The 19,979-nt window shown below is 63.9% G+C and carries 16 protein-coding genes and 4 tRNA genes; 19 read left to right on the forward strand and 1 reads right to left on the reverse strand.

The window, feature by feature from the left end:
- Positions 1-37: 37 nt before the first annotated feature.
- The 5 genes from M1L61_RS03775 to ychF all read left to right on the forward strand — a co-directional run bounded on the left by M1L61_RS03775 (position 38) and on the right by ychF (position 4,165).
- Positions 38-997, forward strand: a complete 960-nt coding sequence (locus tag M1L61_RS03775) for a ribose-phosphate diphosphokinase (protein ID WP_005415400.1) — start codon at positions 38-40, stop codon at positions 995-997.
- Positions 998-1,107: 110 nt separating this feature from the next.
- On the forward strand, positions 1,108-1,725 hold the full coding sequence (locus M1L61_RS03780; RefSeq protein ID WP_010481743.1) for a 50S ribosomal protein L25/general stress protein Ctc: 618 nt from the start codon (positions 1,108-1,110) through the stop codon (positions 1,723-1,725).
- Between the two features lie 48 nt (positions 1,726-1,773).
- On the forward strand, positions 1,774-2,352 hold the full coding sequence (gene pth / locus M1L61_RS03785; protein ID WP_019338143.1) for an aminoacyl-tRNA hydrolase: 579 nt from the start codon (positions 1,774-1,776) through the stop codon (positions 2,350-2,352).
- Between the two features lie 41 nt (positions 2,353-2,393).
- The gene (locus M1L61_RS03790; RefSeq protein ID WP_237707035.1) at positions 2,394-2,975 is read left to right on the forward strand and encodes a DUF4375 domain-containing protein; all 582 of its coding nucleotides are present in this window, start codon (positions 2,394-2,396) and stop codon (positions 2,973-2,975) included.
- Positions 2,976-3,073: 98 nt separating this feature from the next.
- Positions 3,074-4,165, forward strand: coding sequence for a redox-regulated ATPase YchF (ychF, locus tag M1L61_RS03795; RefSeq protein WP_019338145.1), 1,092 nt, complete (start codon positions 3,074-3,076; stop codon positions 4,163-4,165).
- Between the two features lie 541 nt (positions 4,166-4,706).
- Here the strand turns inward: ychF and M1L61_RS03800 are convergent.
- On the reverse strand, positions 4,707-7,445 hold the full coding sequence (locus tag M1L61_RS03800; protein WP_248854354.1) for a TonB-dependent receptor: 2,739 nt from the start codon (positions 7,443-7,445) through the stop codon (positions 4,707-4,709).
- Positions 7,446-7,615: 170 nt separating this feature from the next.
- Between M1L61_RS03800 and M1L61_RS03805 the strand changes: the two genes are divergently transcribed.
- The 14 genes from M1L61_RS03805 to rpoB all read left to right on the forward strand — a co-directional run bounded on the left by M1L61_RS03805 (position 7,616) and on the right by rpoB (position 19,906).
- Positions 7,616-8,635 (forward strand): cyanophycinase, encoded by a 1,020-nt coding sequence (locus M1L61_RS03805; protein WP_049413557.1) that lies wholly within the window; start codon positions 7,616-7,618, stop codon positions 8,633-8,635.
- A 138-nt stretch (positions 8,636-8,773) separates the two neighbouring features.
- Complete coding sequence (locus M1L61_RS03810; RefSeq protein ID WP_248854355.1) at positions 8,774-9,790, forward strand: isoaspartyl peptidase/L-asparaginase; 1,017 nt, start codon at positions 8,774-8,776, stop codon at positions 9,788-9,790.
- A gap of 137 nt (positions 9,791-9,927) precedes the next feature.
- A tRNA-Tyr gene (locus tag M1L61_RS03815) sits at positions 9,928-10,013 on the forward strand.
- A 24-nt stretch (positions 10,014-10,037) separates the two neighbouring features.
- Positions 10,038-10,111 (forward strand) — tRNA-Gly (locus M1L61_RS03820).
- Positions 10,112-10,160: 49 nt separating this feature from the next.
- Positions 10,161-10,236: transfer RNA gene (locus M1L61_RS03825), tRNA-Thr, on the forward strand.
- A 41-nt stretch (positions 10,237-10,277) separates the two neighbouring features.
- Positions 10,278-11,468, forward strand: a complete 1,191-nt coding sequence (tuf, locus tag M1L61_RS03830; protein ID WP_014036096.1) for an elongation factor Tu — start codon at positions 10,278-10,280, stop codon at positions 11,466-11,468.
- Positions 11,469-11,571: 103 nt separating this feature from the next.
- Positions 11,572-11,647 (forward strand) — tRNA-Trp (locus M1L61_RS03835).
- A 49-nt stretch (positions 11,648-11,696) separates the two neighbouring features.
- The gene (secE, locus tag M1L61_RS03840; protein ID WP_010480389.1) at positions 11,697-12,110 is read left to right on the forward strand and encodes a preprotein translocase subunit SecE; all 414 of its coding nucleotides are present in this window, start codon (positions 11,697-11,699) and stop codon (positions 12,108-12,110) included.
- A 10-nt stretch (positions 12,111-12,120) separates the two neighbouring features.
- Positions 12,121-12,681, forward strand: a complete 561-nt coding sequence (gene nusG / locus M1L61_RS03845) for a transcription termination/antitermination protein NusG (protein WP_004154362.1) — start codon at positions 12,121-12,123, stop codon at positions 12,679-12,681.
- 257 nt (positions 12,682-12,938) lie between these two features.
- Entirely contained in the window at positions 12,939-13,367 is a 429-nt protein-coding gene (rplK, locus tag M1L61_RS03850; RefSeq protein WP_248854356.1) for a 50S ribosomal protein L11, read from the forward strand.
- Between the two features lie 4 nt (positions 13,368-13,371).
- Positions 13,372-14,070, forward strand: coding sequence for a 50S ribosomal protein L1 (rplA, locus tag M1L61_RS03855; protein ID WP_004154350.1), 699 nt, complete (start codon positions 13,372-13,374; stop codon positions 14,068-14,070).
- A gap of 386 nt (positions 14,071-14,456) precedes the next feature.
- Positions 14,457-14,993 carry a 50S ribosomal protein L10 gene (rplJ, locus tag M1L61_RS03860; protein WP_010480377.1) on the forward strand — a complete coding sequence of 179 codons (537 nt, stop codon included), beginning with the start codon at positions 14,457-14,459 and terminating at the stop codon, positions 14,991-14,993.
- Between the two features lie 63 nt (positions 14,994-15,056).
- Positions 15,057-15,425, forward strand: coding sequence for a 50S ribosomal protein L7/L12 (rplL, locus tag M1L61_RS03865; protein ID WP_010480374.1), 369 nt, complete (start codon positions 15,057-15,059; stop codon positions 15,423-15,425).
- Positions 15,426-15,751: 326 nt separating this feature from the next.
- Positions 15,752-19,906, forward strand: a complete 4,155-nt coding sequence (gene rpoB / locus M1L61_RS03870; protein WP_010480373.1) for a DNA-directed RNA polymerase subunit beta — start codon at positions 15,752-15,754, stop codon at positions 19,904-19,906.
- Positions 19,907-19,979: the final 73 nt, after the last annotated feature.

Below are 19,979 nucleotides of genomic sequence, written 5' to 3' on the forward strand. Positions count from 1 at the left end.
GGATCCCCGCCACTCGTCCCCGCCCGAGACAATCATGATGCAAGAGTCCCCGAACCTGCTGGTCTTTTCCGGCAACGCCAACAAACGTCTGGCGCAGAATATCTGCAAGGAACTGGGGGTTCGCCCGGGCAAGGCGCTGGTCTCGCACTTCTCTGATGGCGAAGTGCAGGTGGAGATCGAAGAGAACGTCCGCAAGCAGGACGTGTTCGTGATCCAGCCGACCTGCGCGCCGAGCGCGGAAAACCTGATGGAACTGCTGGTGCTGATCGACGCGCTCAAGCGCGCATCGGTGGCCAGCGTGACCGCCGTGGTGCCGTACTTCGGCTACTCGCGCCAGGATCGCCGCATGCGTTCCTCGCGCGTGCCGATCACCGCCAAGCTGGCGGCGAAGATGTTCAGCACCGCTGGCGCTGATCGCGTGCTGACCGTCGACCTGCACGCCGACCAGATCCAGGGCTTCTTCGATATTCCGGTGGACAACGTGTATGCGTCCCCGCTGCTGCTGGCCGACATCTGGCGCGCCTACGGCACCGAGAACCTGATCGTTGTGTCGCCGGACGTGGGCGGCGTGGTCCGCGCCCGTGCGGTGGCCAAGCGCCTGGATGACGCCGACCTGGCGATCATCGACAAGCGCCGCCCGCGCGCCAACGTCTCCACCGTGATGAACATCATCGGTGACGTCGAAGGCAAGACCTGCGTGATGGTCGATGACATCGTCGATACCGCCGGCACCCTGTGCGCCGCTGCCGCTGCCCTGAAGGCGCGCGGTGCGCTCAAGGTCGCCGCCTACTGCACCCACGCGGTGCTGTCGGGCCCGGCGGTGGACAACATCACCAATTCCCAGCTCGACGAGCTGGTGGTGACCGACACCATCCCGCTGAAGGACGCCGCGCGGGTGTGCAGCAAGATCCGCCAGCTGAGCGTGGCGGAAATGCTGGCCGAAACGATGCGCCGCATCGCCTTCGGTGAGTCGGTCAGCTCGCTGTACGTCGACTGAGTTTTTCGTCCCTGCCGGCAACGGTGGGGACATACCCCGGGTGCTTCTGGTCGCGGAAGCATCTTCAACCGCCAGGCCGCAAGGCAGGGCAACAACCTGAGTAGTCGAAAATGTCGAAGACCCATGAAATCAAGGTCACCAAGCGTGAACTGCAGCGTAAGGGTGCGAGCCGCCGCCTGCGTCACGCTGGTGTGATCCCGGCCATCGTGTACGGCGGCAACGCCGAGCCGGTCGCCATCAGCCTGGACCACAACGAAATCTGGCTGGCCCAGCAGAACGAGTGGTTCTATGCCTCGATCCTGGACCTGAACCTGGACGGCCAGGTGCAGAAGGTCCTGCTGCGTGACATGCAGCGCCACCCGTACAAGCAGCTGATCATGCACCTGGACTTCCAGCGCGTGAACGAGAACGAAGCCCTGACCGCTTCGGTCCCGCTGCACTTCGTCAACGAAGACACCTCGCCGGCCGGCAAGGCTGCCGACGTCGTGGTCACCCACGAACTGAAGGAAGTGACCATCACCTGCCTGCCGAAGGACCTGCCGGAGTCGATCGAAGTCGACCTGGGCGAGCTGAAGGCCGGTGACGTGGTGTACCTGTCCAACATCAAGCTGCCGAAGGGCGTGGAAATCCCGGCCCTGGCGCTGGGCAAGGACCACGACGACGCCATCGTCACCGCCAAGGCCGGCAAGGCCGACGAGGCTGACGAAGAAGCGGCTGCCGCCGAGTAATACCGTTACGGTGCCTGCCTCCGGGCAGGCACCGTACTGGAAGGAACCATGGCAGGACTGCGACTGATCGTCGGTCTGGGCAACCCCGGATCGGAACACGCCCGGACCCGGCACAATGCCGGGTTTCATTTCGTTGAGGCCCTGGCGGAAAAAGCCGGTGCGCGATGGAATGTGGACAGCAAGCTGTTCGGCGAGACCGCCAAGGTCGAGATCGCCGGGCAGACGGTGTGGCTGCTCAAGCCCGCCACCTTCATGAACCTCAGTGGCAAGTCGGTCACCGCCGCGCAGCGGTTCTGGAAGATCGAACCGGAAGAGACCCTGCTGGCCCATGACGAACTGGACCTGGCGCCCGGTGTGGCGCGGCTGAAGTTCGACGGTGGCCACGGTGGCCAGAACGGCCTGCGTGACACCATCCGCCTGCTCGGTCACGGCAAGTTCCATCGCCTGCGCGTGGGCATCGGCCATCCCGGCCACAAGGATCGCGTGGTGGGCTGGGTGCTGGGACGCCCCTCCAAGGACGATGAAGTGCTGATTTCGCGCGCCATCGACGATGCGATCGACGTGCTGCCGTTGGCGGTGCAGGGCGATTTCAGCGAAGCGATGAAGCGGCTGCACACCCCGCGCTGATCATGACCGACCCGCGTACTCCCTGCACTGCGTGTGGCGCCATGATCCTGCTGGCGACGGCGGCCCGGAACGACGGGCTCTGCATGCCGTGCCGGAATGGCACGCGGCAAAGCATGGAAATGGCGAAGACGCGAGATCGGGAAATTCGTGAAGAGCGCAAGCGGTTCGAGGAATCTGCAGAGGGGCGGCATTGGCATTGGTTGGTCGAACAGGTCCACGGGAGCGGTTGTGGATTTGCTGGATTGTCAGTGCACGATCAGCGTTTCTTTGCGATCAACGCGCTCATCAATGATGTCTACCGTGGAGGGCTTGATGCCTATTTCCATAATTCTGCTGGCGGCTACATTGCTGAAGCGCTTGCAGGGCTTGAGGAGATACAGCAGCTTGACGTGCGCGACATCGTGCTGGCGGCCCAGCAGCTACTGTTTGGCAATGAGGCCATGGCAGATCATCATGCGCAGAGGCGCCTGCAGATCTATCGTGCTGACGGGTGGCTCGACGATGAAGTCGAAACAGCACTTGATGCGCTGGATGGGCGATTCTATGCGCTGGTCGATGACGGCAAGCTGGAAGAACTGCTGAAAGCGTACGCAGAACATCACAGGTTGTACGCCGCGTTCTAGCGCGGGCTACTGGAAGGACGATTGGGGATTGAGGGCATGCCCGCAGGCGAGTCTTGAATCCCGAATCATCCACTTACACTCAAACCCGGATTCAACCCATGGGTATCAAATGCGGCATCGTCGGCCTGCCCAACGTCGGCAAGTCGACCCTGTTCAATGCGCTGACCAAGGCGGGTATCGCCGCGGCGAACTTCCCGTTCTGCACCATCGAGCCGAACGTCGGCATCGTGCCGGTGCCGGATCCGCGCCTGGGCGAACTGGCAGGCATCATCAACCCGCAGAAGGTCATCCCGACCGCCGTCGAGTTCGTCGACATCGCCGGCCTGGTGGCCGGTGCCGCCAGCGGTGAAGGCCTGGGCAACAAGTTCCTGGCGCACATCCGCGAAGTCGATGCGATCACCCACGTGGTGCGCTGCTTCGAGCACGGCGACATCGTGCACGTGGCCGGCAAGGTCGACCCGATCTCGGACATCGAAACCATCGACACCGAACTGGCGCTGGCCGACCTGGACAGCGTCGAGAAGGCGCTGAACCGTGCCGAGCGCGCAGCCAAGGGCGGCGACAAGGACGCAGCGGCGCGCAAGCCGGTGCTGGCCAAGCTGCAGGCCGCGCTGTCGGACGGCAAGGCCGGTCGCTCGGTCGGCCTGGATGATGAAGAAAAGGCGCTGGTACGCGACCTGTTCCTGCTCACCCTGAAGCCGGTGATGTATATCGCCAACGTGCTGGAAGACGGTTTCGAGAACAACCCGCACCTGGAAGCCGTGCGCGCGCATGCCGCCGCCGAAGGCGCGCAGGTGGTGCCGGTGTCGGCCGCGATCGAAGAAGAGCTGTCCCAGCTCGACGACGAAGACCGCGATACCTTCCTGGCCGATCTGGGCCTGAGCGAGCCGGGCCTGAACCGCGTGATCAACGCGGCCTACAGCCTGCTGGGCCTGCAGACCTACTTCACCGCCGGCGTGAAGGAAGTCCGTGCGTGGACCGTGCGCAAGGGCGCTACCGCCCCGCAGGCCGCCGCGGTCATCCACACCGACTTCGAGAAGGGCTTCATCCGCGCCGAAACCATCGCGTACGACGACTTCATCAAGTACAAGGGCGAAGCCGGTGCCAAGGAAGCCGGTCGCCTGCGCCTGGAAGGCAAGGAATACCGCGTGCAGGAAGGCGACATCCTGCACTTCCGCTTCAACGTCTGATCCCATCGCACGTTGATGCTACGCAAACGCCCCGCCCCGAGCGGGGCGTTTGCGTTTCCGGGGTGGATAAAAAAACGCCACGCTGCGAAACGCTTGCGGCGTGACGTTCGCCGGCACTTGTCCACAGCAAACTCCCATCGCTTTCCACGCCTGGTGTGGAAAACCATGCGACGTCCTGTAGATCCGAGCCCTTGCTCGGCTGATGCCAGCCGGAGCCGAGCATGGGCTCGGCTCTACAGGTGCTTGCCCGCGCGACGTGGATAAAGTTTCACCATGCCTCGAAACCCCTGCGCTGCAAAGCTCGTGCCCACTTGTCCACACCTAGTTCCCACTGCTTTCCACGTCCGGTGTGGAAAACAATCGGGGACGTGGACAAAAAAACACCATGCGTGGAAACACCTGCGGTGCAATGTTCCCACCCACTTGTCCACACCTAGTTCCCATCGCTTTCCACGTGGGGTGTGGAAAACCCGAGCCAGCGCCGCAAACAACAAGGCCCGCCAATGGCGGGCCCCGTCGTCCACGTCCTGCGTAACCGCGCTTACAATGCGCTGCCACCGAACTTGTGGGTGTACTGCAGGTTGATGGTGCGGCCGACGCTGTCGAACCAGGACACGTCGTAATACGGATACGCGGTGTAGGTGGCGTCCTTCGGCGGCATCTTGTTGAAGACGTTCACCACCGACAGCGACAGGCGCGCGTGGTCGTCGAAGCGGTACTGCAGCGACGCGTTGTAGCGGTAGGTCGCCTTGATGTACGGGCTGTCACCGCTGTCCCACTTGAATACCTGGTCGTAGCTGTCCGAGGTCGGCAGCTTGCCCAGGCGCGAACCATAGACCGTGGCCGACCACGCCTCCTTCTCCCAGGTCACGCTCAGGCTGGTCTTGGTACGCGGGATGTCGAAGTTGCTGTTGACCGCGAACTGGTCCTGGATCGGATCACCGGGGTAGCGCTGGAAATCGTGCTTCTTCACCCAGGTGTGGGTGCCGTTGAGGATGAAATCACCAATGCCGGTCTGCAGGCGGTAGCGCAGTCCGACGTCGATGCCGGAGGTCGACTCGCGGGCGACGTTGATCGGGGCGACGCGTACGCCGTACAGGCGGCCATCACTGGTGCGGGTGATGCGGTCGAGCGCGTCCACGCAGGTCGGCGAGTTGATGTCGGCAGTACCCAGGCGGCAGTTCGCTTCACTGGCCAGTATCGTGCGCACGTCCATGTCCTGCACCTGCTTGCGCATGTCGATGTCGAACCAGTCCACCGACAGGTCCAGGCCGATCGCCGGCGACCAGACAAAGCCGGCGCTCCACGAGGTGCTGGTTTCCGGGTCAAGCTGACGGTTGCCGGTGCGGCTGCGGATCAGGTTGTGCTCGTAGTCGGAACAGTCGGCGGCATCGTCGGCGCGGCAGCTGTACAGGTCCACGGCGCTGGTCTCGTCGTTGCCCGGGCCGGCGAACACGTAGTGCAGATCCGGCGCGCGGAACGCGGTGCCATACGAACCACGTACCAGCAGGGTGTCGATCGGGCGCCATTCCAGGCCGCCGCTCCAGGTCGCCTTGCCGATGGTGTGGCCGGAATAGCGGTACTGGTCGTAGCGGCCGGCCACGCTCAGGTTGACCGTCTCGTGCAGCGGCATGCGCAGCTCGGCCGCCGTGGCCCAGCGGTTGCGCGAACCGTTGCCGTCCGAATCCTTCCAGCTGTAGTAGTAGTACTGGGTCGCCAGCGGATCGGGATTCAGCGAGTACGCCTGCTGGCCCACTTCCACGGTCGCGGCGAAGCCGGCGTCACCGCCCGGCAGGCCGAACAGCGCGGAATTGGTCAGCGTGAACGCGGCCGTCTCGGTCCGCGACTTCGGGGTGTAAGTGGTACGCGCCGCGATCGAGTCGTACTCGGCGCGGGTCAGTGGCCGGTACAGGCGTGACGGATCGGCGTTGTAGATCGGGAAACCGTCGTCGTCCACGCCCAGCTGCGGGCCCAGGAACAGGTCATTGGCCTTGGCGGCGATGATCTGTGCCCAGCTGATCCGCGACTGGTACTGCGAATGGCTCAATGCTGCCTCGTAGTCCCAGTTGCCGGCCAGATTGCCCTTGAAGCCGGTAGTCACGCTGAAGGTCTTCTGCGTGCTGCGCACCATCGCATTGCGCAGGCCACCCATTTCCTCGGGGGAGAACTGGCGCTGCCAGAACTCGATCTCGCCGGTGGCCTGGTTGTTGAAATAGCCCGACTCATCGCCATTGGCGTCCATGCGGCCCCACTTGGTGACGTCGCGCATCAGCGACATCGTGTGGTAGCCCAGCTGCACATCGGCAAACCACTGCTGGCCGTTGTCGAAGTCGTAGCTCAGCGAGGCGTAGCCATTGGCGCCGCGGCGCTTGCTGAGGATGGTGCCGTAGCCGATCGAGCTGTCGCTGCCGCAGTAGTAGCCGTAGCGCGGGCGGTACGCGCGGTAGGTGCTGCCCTGGTTCTGCCCGGCCAGCGCTTCGCAGGTGGCCGCACCCGGGTCCAGGTAGTCATCGTTGTAGTCGGTGCGCAGATAGGCACGGCGCGCGATGCGCGAGCCCTCGGTGGGGCCGTCCTGGGTCGAATCCTGGATGTCGCGCTCGTACGCCAACAGCGGGCTCTGCGACTGCAGCTCAACGCTGTACACCGCGTTGAAATTGCCGCGGCTGAAACCGCTGGCCAGGCTCATGTCGAACGAGTCGCCACCGCCTTCGCTGGTGGTGCCCATGCGCATGTCGATCGTGGTGCCGTCGGCCTTCTTCTTCAGGATGAAGTTGACCACGCCGGCGATCGCGTCCGAGCCGTAGATGGCCGAGGCGCTGCCGGTCAGCACTTCGATGCGCTCGATCATCCCCAACGGGATGTTGGAGACATCGGTGAAGTTGCTGCGGCCCTTGAACGGCATCGGGAAGTCGGCGATGCGGCGGCCATTGACCAGCACCAGCGTGTGATTCGGGCCCAGGCCGCGCAGGTCCACCTGCTGGGCGCCCGGCGAGAAGTCAGCGCCACTGGAGGACTGCTGGCTCTGGGTCTCCCCCCCGTTCTGGGTCATCGCGCGCAGCACGTCCGGCACGGTGGTAAAGCCGCTGGAGCGGATCTGCTCGGCGCTGATCACCGTGATCGGGGCGGGGCCTTCGACCTGGGCGCGCGGAATGCGCGAACCGGTGACCTGCACCGCGTCCAGTTGTTGCACCGAAGAGGAAGCCGGTGCCTGGGCCGCCGCGGAAGCAGCCACGCCCATCAACGCCAGCTGGATCGACCACGCCATCGCCTTTCTACGCATGAGGAATTCTCGGAAATGAAGCCGGCCCGCAGAGGAGGGGCCCTGTCCCCCATTCAGATTTCCGGAATGGGCGCGCGCATTTAACGCCTTTTTCATGCCCTTGACTACTGGATCCCTATCTGGCAAAGAGTGAAAACGCTTGCAAGTCGATTTTGTTCAGGGAGATCAAGATGCGACGCCTCCATCGGACCCTGCGTGCCCCCTTCGCCTGGCTGGCGCTGGTGGTGTTGGCCGTGCCGTTGGCCGCCCTTGCGCAGGACCTGCAGGGCCCGGGCTTCGCCTACTACGAAGCCGGGGATCTCGACGCACCCCGGCCCGGTCCGCGCGCGCCGGCCATGATGCTGATGGGCGGTGGCGAATGGGTGCCGGAAGCCTTCCATTGGTGGCTGAAGCAGGCTGGCAATGGCCGCGTGCTGATCCTGCGCGCTTCTGGCAGTGACGAACTGCAGGACCGCCTGTATCGCGAGATCGGCGGGGCCACCGCAGTGCAGACGCTGGTGTTCGACAATCGCCGTGGTGCCGATGATCCCGCGGTGCTGCGCGTGGTGGCTGCAGCCGATGCCATCTTCATCGCCGGCGGCGACCAGTCCCGCTACATCCGCTTCTGGAAGGGCACCGCGCTCAACCGCGCGCTCAACGCCCATGTGCGCGCCGGCAAGCCGATTGCCGGTACCAGCGCTGGGCTCGCCATCCTCGGTGGCTATGCCTACGGCGCGATGGACGGCGGCAGCATCACCTCCGCCGGTGCGCTGGCCGACCCGATGGGCAGTGCGGTGACCATGGACAGTGGCTTCCTGCAGATGCCCTACCTGCAGCGCGTGGTCACCGACACCCACTTCGACAAGCGCGATCGGCTCGGCCGCCTGATCGTGTTCGTGGCGCGCGCTGCCCAGGACAGTGGCAACCCCGACATCGTCGGCATCGGCGTCGACGAAGACACTGCCCTGTGCGTGGAGCCCGATGGCCAGGCACAGGTCTACAGTGCTGACGGCGAGGGCAAGGTCTGGGTGGTCAGCCCCGGCCGCGATGCCGACCGCCTGGTCGAAGGTGAGCCGCTGCGCTTCCACGCGGTGCCGGTAACGGTGGTCGCCAGCGGCGGCCGCATGCGCCTGGATGACTTCCAGGCCGAGGCCGACTACCAGGCCGTGGCCGACGTCAGCGACGGCGAGATCGAAGTCATCCGCCAGTGACCCGGCGATCCTGTGGCCACGCATGGGATGCTGTAGAGCCGAGCCCGCGCTCGGCTGCCTTTCAACCGAGGCATCAGCCGAGCATGGGCTCGGCTCTACGATGATGCCTCCCTTGCCCACCTGCTGGAGACGTACCCGATGAAACTGCGCCTGGCGCTGTCCGCACTGTTGTCCCTGCCCACGCTTGTCCAGGCTGCACCGACGGCTTCGCCGCTGCTGGTCATCCACGGCGGCGCTGGCGTCGAGCGCAAGGACCTGTCGCCGGCCGAGGAAAAGGCCGCACGTGACGCGCTGCGGGCGGCCCTGTTGAAGGGGCATGCCGAACTGGCCGCGGGTCGCCCGGCGCTCGCGGCGGTCACCGCCGCGATCACCGTGCTGGAGGACGATCCCACCTTCAACGCCGGCAAGGGCGCGGTGTTCACCCACGACGGCCACAACGAGCTGGATGCGGCCGTCATGGACGGCGCGAGCCAGGCGGCGGGCGCGGTGGCGGGCGTGCAGCGGGTGCGCAACCCGATCCTGCTGGCGCAGACCGTGATGCAGAAGTCCAGGCATGTGATGATGGTCGGGCAGGGCGCCGAAGCCTTCGCGGTCGAGCAGGGCATTTCTCTGGTCGATCCCTCCTATTTCCGTACGGAAAAGCGCTGGCAGCAGCTGCAGCGTGCACTGAAGGAAGAGGCCGGCGGCCAAGCGCATGCCGATATGGAGACCGCAAAGCACTTCGGGACCGTCGGTGCAGTCGCATTGGATGCACAGGGGCACCTGGCCGCCGGTACCTCCACCGGTGGCATGACCAACAAGCGCTATGGGCGCGTGGGTGATTCGCCGATCATCGGCGCCGGTACCTGGGCTGACGCGCGATGTGCGGTGTCTGGCACCGGCTGGGGCGAGTACTACATCCGTACTGCCGCCGCGCACGAGATCTGCGCGCGCATGCGTTACCAGGGGCAGAGCCCGGAGCAGGCCGGCAAGGGCGTGATCAACGAGACGATCCCACAGATGGGCGGCGACGGTGGTGCGATCGTGCTCGGCGCAGACGGAAAAATGGCCACGCCGTTCAACACCCAGGGCATGTATCGGGGCTGGATTGGCGGCGACGGTGTCCCTCATGTCGCAATTTTCGCCAGCGAGACCCTGCCGGTCCCCGGGCAATAACCTTGCGTATCAATGGGTTTGCGACAGCGTGTGAAAAAAGTAGAAAAAAGCGTTGACAGCCCCCCGTCCCATCAGCAGAATAAGCGGCTCACCACCACACACCGCAACGCTTCGGCGGCAACGGAATGGGGTGGTAAGGAGGGATACCCAAGCGGCCAACGGGGGCAGACTGTAAATCTGCTGGCTTACGCCTTCGGTGGTTCGAATCCACCTCCCTCCACCAGTTTCACGTTGTGACATTCCCGGCGCGGGAGTAGTTCAATGGTAGAACCTCAGCCTTCCAAGCTGATGGTGCGGGTTCGATTCCCGTCTCCCGCTCCATTGAATGAACTTTGAATATTATCGAGTTCATGTCATAATGCAAAACTCGGCTCACGTAGCTCAGTCGGTAGAGCACTTCCTTGGTAAGGAAGAGGTCGAAGGTTCGATTCCTTTCGTGAGCACCATCTTAAGCATCACCTCTCAGACGAATTCGAGATAAGCAGCCATGGCCAAGGGTAAGTTCGAGCGCACCAAGCCGCACGTCAATGTCGGCACCATCGGTCACGTCGACCACGGCAAGACCACGCTGACCGCCGCACTGACCAAGATCGGTGCCGAGCGCTTCGGTGGCGAGTTCAAGGACTACTCCTCGATCGACGCCGCGCCGGAAGAAAAGGCTCGTGGTATCACGATCTCGACCGCGCACGTCGAATACGAATCCCCGATCCGTCACTACGCCCACGTTGACTGCCCGGGCCACGCTGACTACGTCAAGAACATGATCACCGGTGCCGCCCAGATGGATGGCGCGATCCTGGTGTGCTCGGCCGCTGACGGCCCGATGCCGCAGACCCGCGAGCACATCCTGCTGTCGCGTCAGGTCGGCGTGCCGTACATCGTCGTGTTCCTGAACAAGGCCGACATGGTTGACGACGCCGAGCTGCTCGAGCTGGTCGAGATGGAAGTGCGTGAACTGCTGAGCAAGTACGAGTTCCCGGGCGACGACACCCCGATCATCGCCGGTTCGGCCCGCCTGGCGCTGGAAGGCGACCAGAGCGACATCGGCGTGCCGGCCATCCTGAAGCTGGTCGACGCCCTGGACAGCTGGATCCCGGAGCCGGAGCGCGCGATCGACAAGCCGTTCTTGATGCCGGTGGAAGACGTGTTCTCGATCTCGGGCCGCGGCACCGTGGTGACCGGTCGTATCGAGCGCGGCGTGATCAAGGTTGGCGACGAAATCGAAATCGTCGGCATCCGTCCGGTGCAGAAGACCACCGTGACCGGCGTTGAAATGTTCCGCAAGCTGCTGGACCAGGGTCAGGCAGGCGACAACGCTGGCCTGCTGCTGCGCGGCACCAAGCGTGACGACGTCGAGCGTGGCCAGGTCCTGGCCAAGCCGGGCACGATCAAGCCGCACACCAAGTTCGAAGGCGAAGTCTACGTCCTGTCGAAGGACGAAGGCGGCCGTCACACCCCGTTCTTCAACGGCTACCGTCCGCAGTTCTACTTCCGCACCACCGACATCACCGGCGCAGCTGCACTGCCGGAAGGCGTCGAAATGGTGATGCCGGGTGACAACGTCAAGATGGTCGTCACCCTGATCAACCCGGTGGCAATGGACGAAGGTCTGCGCTTCGCCATCCGCGAAGGTGGCCGTACCGTCGGCGCCGGCGTGGTCTCGAAGATCATCGAGTAAGCCTGCAGTGCCGGTGGTTGCATAGCGCCGCCGGTTACGCGAATGGCGGGCCGGGAACCTCGGTCCGCCTTCGCCGTCTAAGGGAAGGCAAGTTTCAATACGTACGCCAGTAGCTCAATTGGCAGAGCAGCGGTCTCCAAAACCGCAGGTTGGGGGTTCGAGTCCCTCCTGGCGTGCCATCTGCCCACCTTATCCAGCGGCCTGGGCCGCTAAAGCAGACACAGCCGGATGAATAGCAAGATCGAACACTCCAAGGACAACTCCGCCAATGGCGGGGATATCGTCAAGTACGTCGCCGCATCGCTGCTGGTGCTGGCTGGTCTGTTCGTCTGGTTCTGGTTCTCCGCCGACTCCGGTCGCGCCACCCAGCTGGGTGCGTGGGCGGGTCAGCTGCGTGCGTTGGCGGTTGTAGTCGGTCTGGTTGGCGGTATCGGCGTGTTCATGCTGACCGGCAAGGGGCGCGACACCCGCGAATTCCTCTCCGAGTCGCGCTTCGAACTGCGCAAGGTGGTCTGGCCGACGCGCCAGGAAGCCATCCGCATGACCTGGGTCGTGATGGTGGTGGTAACCATTCTCAGCCTGCTGCTGGGTGGGTTCGATTACGTCATTCAGTGGCTGATTCAGCTGTTCCTGAGCCGCTAAGGAGAATTGCATGAAGCGTTGGTACGTCGTTCACGCCTATTCGGGCTTCGAGAAGTCGGTGGCGCAGGCTCTGCGCGATCGCATCGTCCGTGACGGCATGGAAGAGCGCTTCGGCGATGTCCTGGTCCCGACCGAAGAAGTGGTCGAGATGCGCGCTGGCCAGAAGCGCCGCTCCGAGCGCAAGTTCTTCCCGGGTTACGTGCTGGTCCAGATCGAGACCCACGAAGAAGCCGGTATTCCGCGCATCGACAACGAAAGCTGGCACCTGGTCAAGGAAACCCCGCGCGTCATGGGCTTCATCGGCGGCACGGCCGACCGTCCGCTGCCGATCGCCGATTCCGAGGCCGAAGCCATCCTGAACCGCGTTCAGGAAGGCGTCGAGAAGCCGCGTCCGAAGGTGCTGTTCGAGCCGGGCCAGATGGTCCGCGTCACCGACGGCCCGTTCAACGATTTCAATGGCGTCGTCGAAGAGGTCAACTACGAGAAGAGCCGTCTGCGCGTCTCGGTGCTGATCTTCGGCCGTGCCACTCCGGTCGAACTCGAGTTCGGCCAGGTCGAAAAGGCCGTCTGATCCAGTCGTAGAGTCGAGCCATGCTCGACTCCGGACAAGAAACCGGGCTTGGCCCGGTTTCTCTCGTTTACGTGCCGCTTCAGGCATGTGAAGAAAAAACCTGATATAGTGCGCGGCTCCCCGCTGGGAAGCCAGCAGGACGAGGCCGCCGCAAGGTGGCCTTCAGCATGATTTCAAAACGCGATGCCGGGACGCGTGATTCCCGGTCCGATGGGGAGCCTGTTGTCGAAAGGCGCTAGCACCCGGAGAGTACTCACATGGCAAAGAAAGTTGTCGGTTACATCAAGCTGCAGGTGAAGGCCGGTCAGGCCAACCCCTCGCCGCCGGTCGGTCCTGCGCTGGGTCAGCGCGGTCTGAACATCATGGAATTCTGCAAGGCGTTCAACGCTGCCACGCAGAAGCTCGAGCCGGGCCTGCCGGTTCCGGTGATCATCACGGCCTACTCGGACCGTACGTTCACCTTCATCACCAAGAGCACCCCGGCCACCACCCTGCTGAAGAAGGCCGCTGGCATTTCGTCGGGCTCCAAGCGCCCGAACACCGAGAAGGTCGGCAAGATCACCCGTAAGCAGCTGGAAGAGATCGCCAAGGCGAAGGAACCGGATCTGACTGCCGCCGATCTGGACGCCGCCGTGCGTACCATCGCTGGCTCTGCCCGTTCCATGGGCCTCGTGGTGGAGGGTTAATAAGATGGCACAGACCAAGCGTGAGAAGGCCATCAAGGCCGCCGTCGTTCCGGGTAAGGCATACGCCTTCGAGGACGCGATCAACATCCTGAAGAGCGCCACCAAGGCCAAGTTCGTCGAGTCGATCGACGTCGCTGTGCGCCTGGGCGTCGATGCGAAGAAGTCCGACCAGCAGGTCCGTGGCTCCACCGTGCTGCCGGCCGGTACCGGCAAGTCGGTCCGCGTCGCCGTGTTCGCTCCGGCCGGTGCCAAGGCTGACGAAGCCCTGGCCGCTGGCGCCGAAGCCGTCGGTATGGATGACCTGGCCGAGAAGATGCAGGCCGGCGATCTGAACTACGACGTCGTCATCGCGACCCCGGACGCCATGCGCGTCGTCGGTAAGCTGGGCACCGTGCTGGGCCCGCGCGGCCTGATGCCGAACCCGAAGGTCGGCACCGTTTCCCCGAACCCGGGTGAAGCCGTGAAGAACGCCAAGTCGGGTCAGGTCCGTTACCGCACCGACAAGGCCGGCATCATCCACTGCACCATCGGCAAGGCCGACTTCGCCGAAGACGCGCTGAAGTCGAACCTGACCGCGCTGCTGCTGGACCTGATCAAGGCCAAGCCGGCCACCTCGAAGGGCACCTACCTGCAGAAGGTTTCGGTCAGCTCGACGATGGGCCCGGGCGTCACCGTCGACCAGTCGTCGCTGACCCTGAAGTAATTGTTTCAAGCGGTCACGGTACCTTCGGTGCCGTGACCGTGACATTTGAAGGCATCGCTGGCAGTGCATCGCCCGCGGTAGCCGTCAAAGACCGCAGGCGCGGTCGTGGCAATACCGGCGACGGGCACGGAAGCTCGATCTGGCAAGGAGTCGCCGCCGGAGCAGTCATGAGCGCTTAATCGATTCCCCGGAATCACCCTGCGTAGATGGTGCCCTTCTGGAGTTTTTCTGGTTCACGCACGTCTGGGTTTCCCAGGTTGGCCCACTCCAGGTCTAGAACGGCCCACCCCCGGAACATCATCCCGATGTTCCCGGCGTCCAGGACGGATGCCGCACAGGACCGCACACGGCAGGAGCCGTAAGCGGAGTTCAATAGGAGGAGTGCAATGGCTCTCAATCTGTCCCAGAAGCAAGAAGTAGTCGCCGAGCTGGCAGACGTCGCCGCCAAGGCCCACTCCTTGATCGCAGCCGAATACGCTGGCACCACGGTCGCCCAGATGACCGCGATGCGCAAGCAGGCTCGTGAAACCGGTGTTTTCTTGAAGGTTGTCAAGAACACCCTGGCTTCGCGCGCCGTTGAAGGCACCGAGTTCGCAGTCGCCCAGGACCAGATGGTTGGTCCGCTGCTGTACGCGTTCTCGCTCGAGGAGCCCGGCGCTGCCGGTCGCCTGATCAAGGAAGCCGCCAAGGGCAACGACAAGCTGAAGGCTAAGGTCGTCGCCATCGGTGGCGAAGTGTTCCCGGCAAGCCACGTCGAAGTGCTGGCCTCGCTGCCGACCCGCGACCAGGCCCTGGCCATGCTGGCCCGCGTCCTGACCGAGCCGGTCACGATGTTTGCCCGCGCCATCAAGGCCGTTGGCGAGAAGCAGGGTGGTGGCGACGTCGCCGCCGACGCTGCCGAGCCGGCCGCCGAGACCGCCTGAGTTTCGACTTACCGTGGTTCCTGACGGAACCTCAACCCAGAAAATCATCCAAAGGTATTAATCATGTCCCTTACCAACGAACAGATCGTCGACGCCATCGCCGAGAAGTCCCTGATGGAAGTGATGGAGCTGGTCAAGGCCATCGAAGAGAAGTTCGGCGTCTCCGCCGCTGCTCCGGTTGCCGTGGCTGCTGCCGCTGGCCCGGCTGCTGCTGTTGAAGAGCAGACCGAGTTCACCGTCACCCTGAAGTCGGCCGGCGACAAGAAGGTCGAAGTCATCAAGGCCGTCCGCGCCATCACCGGCCTGGGCCTGAAGGAAGCGAAGGACCTGGCCGAAGCCGGTGGCGTCCTGAAGGAAGGCGCTTCGAAGGACGACGCCGAGAAGATGAAGAAGGACCTGGAAGCTGCTGGCGCGACTGTCGAAGTCAAGTAAGCAGTTACCTTGCATCGTCACCGATTCACGGCGATGCAGCCAAGGCTGGGGGCGTAAGCCCCCGGCCTTTGGTCGTTGTTGCAGTGTTGTAGATCCACGCCACGCGTGGATGTAACGAGCGGCAAAAAGCCCAACACGGGCTGCGGTCAGACCCCGGCCGGCCAGCGCAGCGCGCGGCAGCGGGGGAGTGGATGCAGACGAGTTGGCAGTTGGAAGTAGCGGGAGAAGGCGTGCTGGTGCCGGCAATACCAGCGACTTCCAACTGACAATTTCAAGTTCCCTTCGGATCGTGGGCGCACGATCCGCACAACAAGGTGGAAGACCTCATGACGTCCTATTCGTTCACCGAAAAAAAGCGTATCCGCAAGGATTTCGGCAAGCAGCGCTCGATTCTCGAAGTGCCGTTCCTGCTCGCCATCCAGGTGGATTCCTATCGTGAATTCCTGCAGGAAAACGTCGATCCGGCCAAGCGCACGGACCACGGCCTGCACGCTGCGCTGAAGTCGGTCTTCCCGATCGCCAGCTACAGCGGCAATGCTGCCCTGGAATACGTCGGCTACAAGCTGGGCGAACCGGTCTTCGACGAGCGTGAGTGCCGCCAGCGTGGCATGAGCTACGGCGCCCCGCTGCGCGTGACCGTGCGCCTGGTGATCTACGACCGTGAGTCGTCGACCAAGGCCATCAAGTACGTGAAGGAGCAGGAGGTCTATCTGGGCGAAATCCCGCTGATGACCGAGAACGGCACCTTCATCGTCAACGGCACCGAGCGCGTCATCGTCTCGCAGCTGCACCGCTCGCCGGGTGTGTTCTTCGACCACGACCGTGGCAAGACCCACAGCTCGGGCAAGCTGCTGTACAGCGCCCGCATCATTCCTTACCGCGGTTCCTGGCTGGACTTCGAGTTCGACCCGAAGGACGCGCTGTTCACCCGTATCGACCGCCGCCGCAAGCTGCCGGTGTCGATCCTGCTGCGCGCGCTTGGCTACAGCAACGAAGAGATGCTGGCCGAGTTCTTCGAGATCAACACCTTCCACATCAACCCGGATGAAGGCGTCCAGCTGGAGCTGGTGCCGGAGCGCCTGCGTGGCGAAACCCTGGGCTTTGACCTCGCCGACGGCGACAAGGTCATCGTGGAAGCCGGCAAGCGCATCACCGCGCGCCACATCAAGCAGCTGGAAGCCTCGGGCATCGCCGCCCTGGCCGTGCCGGACGACTACATCGTCGGCCGCATCCTGTCGCACGACGTGGTCGACGCCTCGACCGGCGAACTGCTGGCCCAGGCCAATGACGAGATCACCGACGAGCAGCTGCAGGCCTTCCGCAAGGCTGGCGTGGATGCCGTGGGCACCCTGTGGGTGAACGATCTGGATCGTGGCCCGTACCTGTCCAACACCCTGCGCATCGACCCGACCAAGACCCAGCTGGAAGCCCTGGTCGAGATCTACCGCATGATGCGTCCGGGCGAGCCGCCGACCAAGGATGCCGCGCAGAACCTGTTCCACAACCTGTTCTTCACCTTCGAGCGCTACGACCTGTCCGCGGTCGGCCGCATGAAGTTCAACCGTCGCGTGGGCCGCAAGGAAACCACCGGCGAAGCCGTGCTGTACGACCGCAAGTACTACGGTGAGCGCAACGACGAAGAGTCCAAGCGCCTGGTCGCCGCCCATGGCGACAGCTCCGACATCCTGGACGTGATCAAGGTCCTGACCGAGATCCGCAACGGTCGCGGCGTGGTCGACGATATCGACCACCTGGGCAACCGTCGCGTGCGTTCGGTCGGTGAAATGGCCGAGAACGTGTTCCGCGTGGGCCTGGTCCGCGTCGAGCGCGCGGTCAAGGAGCGCCTGTCGATGGCCGAGTCGGAAGGCCTGACCCCGCAGGAACTGATCAACGCCAAGCCGGTCGCCGCTGCCATCAAGGAGTTCTTCGGCTCCTCGCAGCTGTCGCAGTTCATGGACCAGAACAACCCGCTGTCGGAAGTGACCCACAAGCGTCGCGTCTCGGCCCTGGGCCCGGGCGGCCTGACCCGTGAGCGCGCCGGCTTCGAAGTGCGTGACGTGCACCCGACCCATTACGGCCGCGTCTGCACCATCGAAACCCCGGAAGGCCCGAACATCGGCCTGATCAACTCGCTGGCCGTGTACGCCCGCACCAACCAGTACGGTTTCCTTGAGACCCCGTACCGCAAGGTCGTGGACGGCAAGGTCTATGACGAAGTCGAGTTCCTGTCGGCGATCGAAGAAAACGAGTACGTCATTGCGCAGGCCAACGCCCTGACCAATGCCGACAGCATGCTGACCGAGCAGTTCGTTCCGTGCCGCTTCCAGGGCGAATCGCTGCTGAAGCCGCCGGCGGAAGTCCACTTCATGGACGTCTCGCCGATGCAGACCGTGTCGATCGCGGCCGCGCTGGTTCCGTTCCTGGAGCACGATGACGCGAACCGCGCACTGATGGGCGCCAACATGCAGCGTCAGGCCGTGCCGACCCTGCGTGCGCAGAAGCCGCTGGTCGGTACCGGCATCGAGCGCGCCGTGGCCCGTGACTCCGGTGTGACCGTGAACGCTCGTCGTGGTGGCGAGATCGTGCAGATCGACGCCGCCCGCATCGTGGTCAAGGTCAACGAGGAAGAGATCGTTGGCGCCACCGACGCAGGCGTGGACATCTACAACCTGGTCAAGTACACCCGTTCGAACCAGAACACCTGCATCAACCAGCGTCCGCTGGTCCAGGTGGGTGACGTCATCGCCCGCGGCGACGTGCTGGCCGACGGTCCGTCCACCGACATCGGCGAACTGGCCCTGGGCCAGAACATGCTGATCGCGTTCATGCCGTGGAACGGCTACAACTTCGAAGACTCCATCCTGCTCTCCGAGCGCGTGGTGGAAGAGGATCGTTACACCACGATCCACATCGAAGAGCTGACCTGCGTTGCGCGTGACACCAAGCTGGGGCCGGAGGAAATCTCCGCCGACATCCCGAACGTCTCCGAGCAGGCGCTGAACCGCCTGGACGAGAGCGGCGTGGTGTACATCGGTGCCGAAGTCCGCGCCGGCGACATCATGGTCGGCAAGGTCACCCCGAAGGGCGAAAGCCAGCTGACCCCGGAAGAGAAGCTGCTGCGCGCGATCTTCGGCGAGAAGGCTTCGGACGTTAAGGACAGCTCGCTGCGCGTTCCGCCGGGCATGGACGGCACCGTCATCGACGTGCAGGTCTTCACCCGCGACGGCATCGAGAAGGACAAGCGCGCCCGCCAGATCGAAGAGTCTGAAATCAAGCGCGTCAAGAAGGACTTCGACGACCAGTTCCGCATCCTGGAAGCCGCCATCTACATGCGTCTGCGTTCGCAGATCGTGGGCAAGGTGGTCAACGGTGGCGCTGGCCTGAAGAAGGGGGACGTGATCAGCGACGCCTTCCTGGACGGCCTGAAGAAGGCTGACTGGTTCGCCCTGCGCATGAAGGACGAGGACGCTTCGGAAGCCATCGAGCGCGCGCAGAAGCAGATCCAGGCGCACGAGAAGGAGTTCGAGCGTCGCTTCGCCGACAAGCGCGGCAAGATCACCGCCGGTGACGACCTCGCCCCGGGCGTGCTGAAGATGGTCAAGGTATTCCTGGCCGTGAAGCGCCGCATCCAGCCGGGTGACAAGATGGCAGGCCGCCACGGCAACAAGGGTGTGGTCTCCAACGTGGTGCCGGTCGAGGACATGCCGTACATGGCCTCGGGCGAAACCGTGGACATCGTGCTGAACCCGCTGGGCGTTCCGTCGCGTATGAACATCGGCCAGATCCTGGAAGTGCACCTGGGCTGGGCCGCCAAGGGCCTGGGCCGCAAGATCCAGGCGATGATGGAGGCCCAGGCCGCCGTTGCCGACCTGCGCAAGTTCCTGGATGACATCTACAACCACGACGACACCAACGTGGCCAACCGTGTCGACCTGTCGCAGTTCAGCGACGAGGAACTGCTGCGTCTGGCCCGCAACCTGACCGACGGCGTGCCGATGGCCACTCCGGTGTTCGACGGCGCCACCGAAGCGGAAATCAAGCGCATGCTGGAACTGGCCGACCTGCCGAGCAGTGGCCAGACCCAGCTGTACGACGGCCGCACCGGTGAAGCGTTCGATCGCCACACCACCGTCGGTTACATGCACTACCTGAAGCTGAACCACCTGGTCGACGACAAGATGCACGCCCGTTCGACCGGTCCGTACTCGCTCGTCACCCAGCAGCCGCTGGGCGGCAAGGCGCAGTTCGGCGGCCAGCGCTTCGGTGAAATGGAAGTCTGGGCGCTGGAAGCCTACGGCGCGGCCTACACCCTGCAGGAAATGCTGACGGTGAAGTCCGATGACGTGCAGGGCCGCAACCAGATGTACAAGAACATCGTCGACGGTGAGCACGAGATGGTCGCGGGCATGCCGGAATCCTTCAACGTGCTCGTGAAGGAAATCCGCTCGCTGGCTATCAACATGGAACTGGAAGACAACTGATCCATGCCGGCGCGGCGGTCCGCCGCCGCGCCGCTGGCAGTGAACTGAAAGCCCATCGACACAGCATTCCTCC

This window comes from Stenotrophomonas sp. NY11291 (assembly GCF_023277365.1).
Taxonomy (GTDB): domain Bacteria; phylum Pseudomonadota; class Gammaproteobacteria; order Xanthomonadales; family Xanthomonadaceae; genus Stenotrophomonas; species Stenotrophomonas geniculata.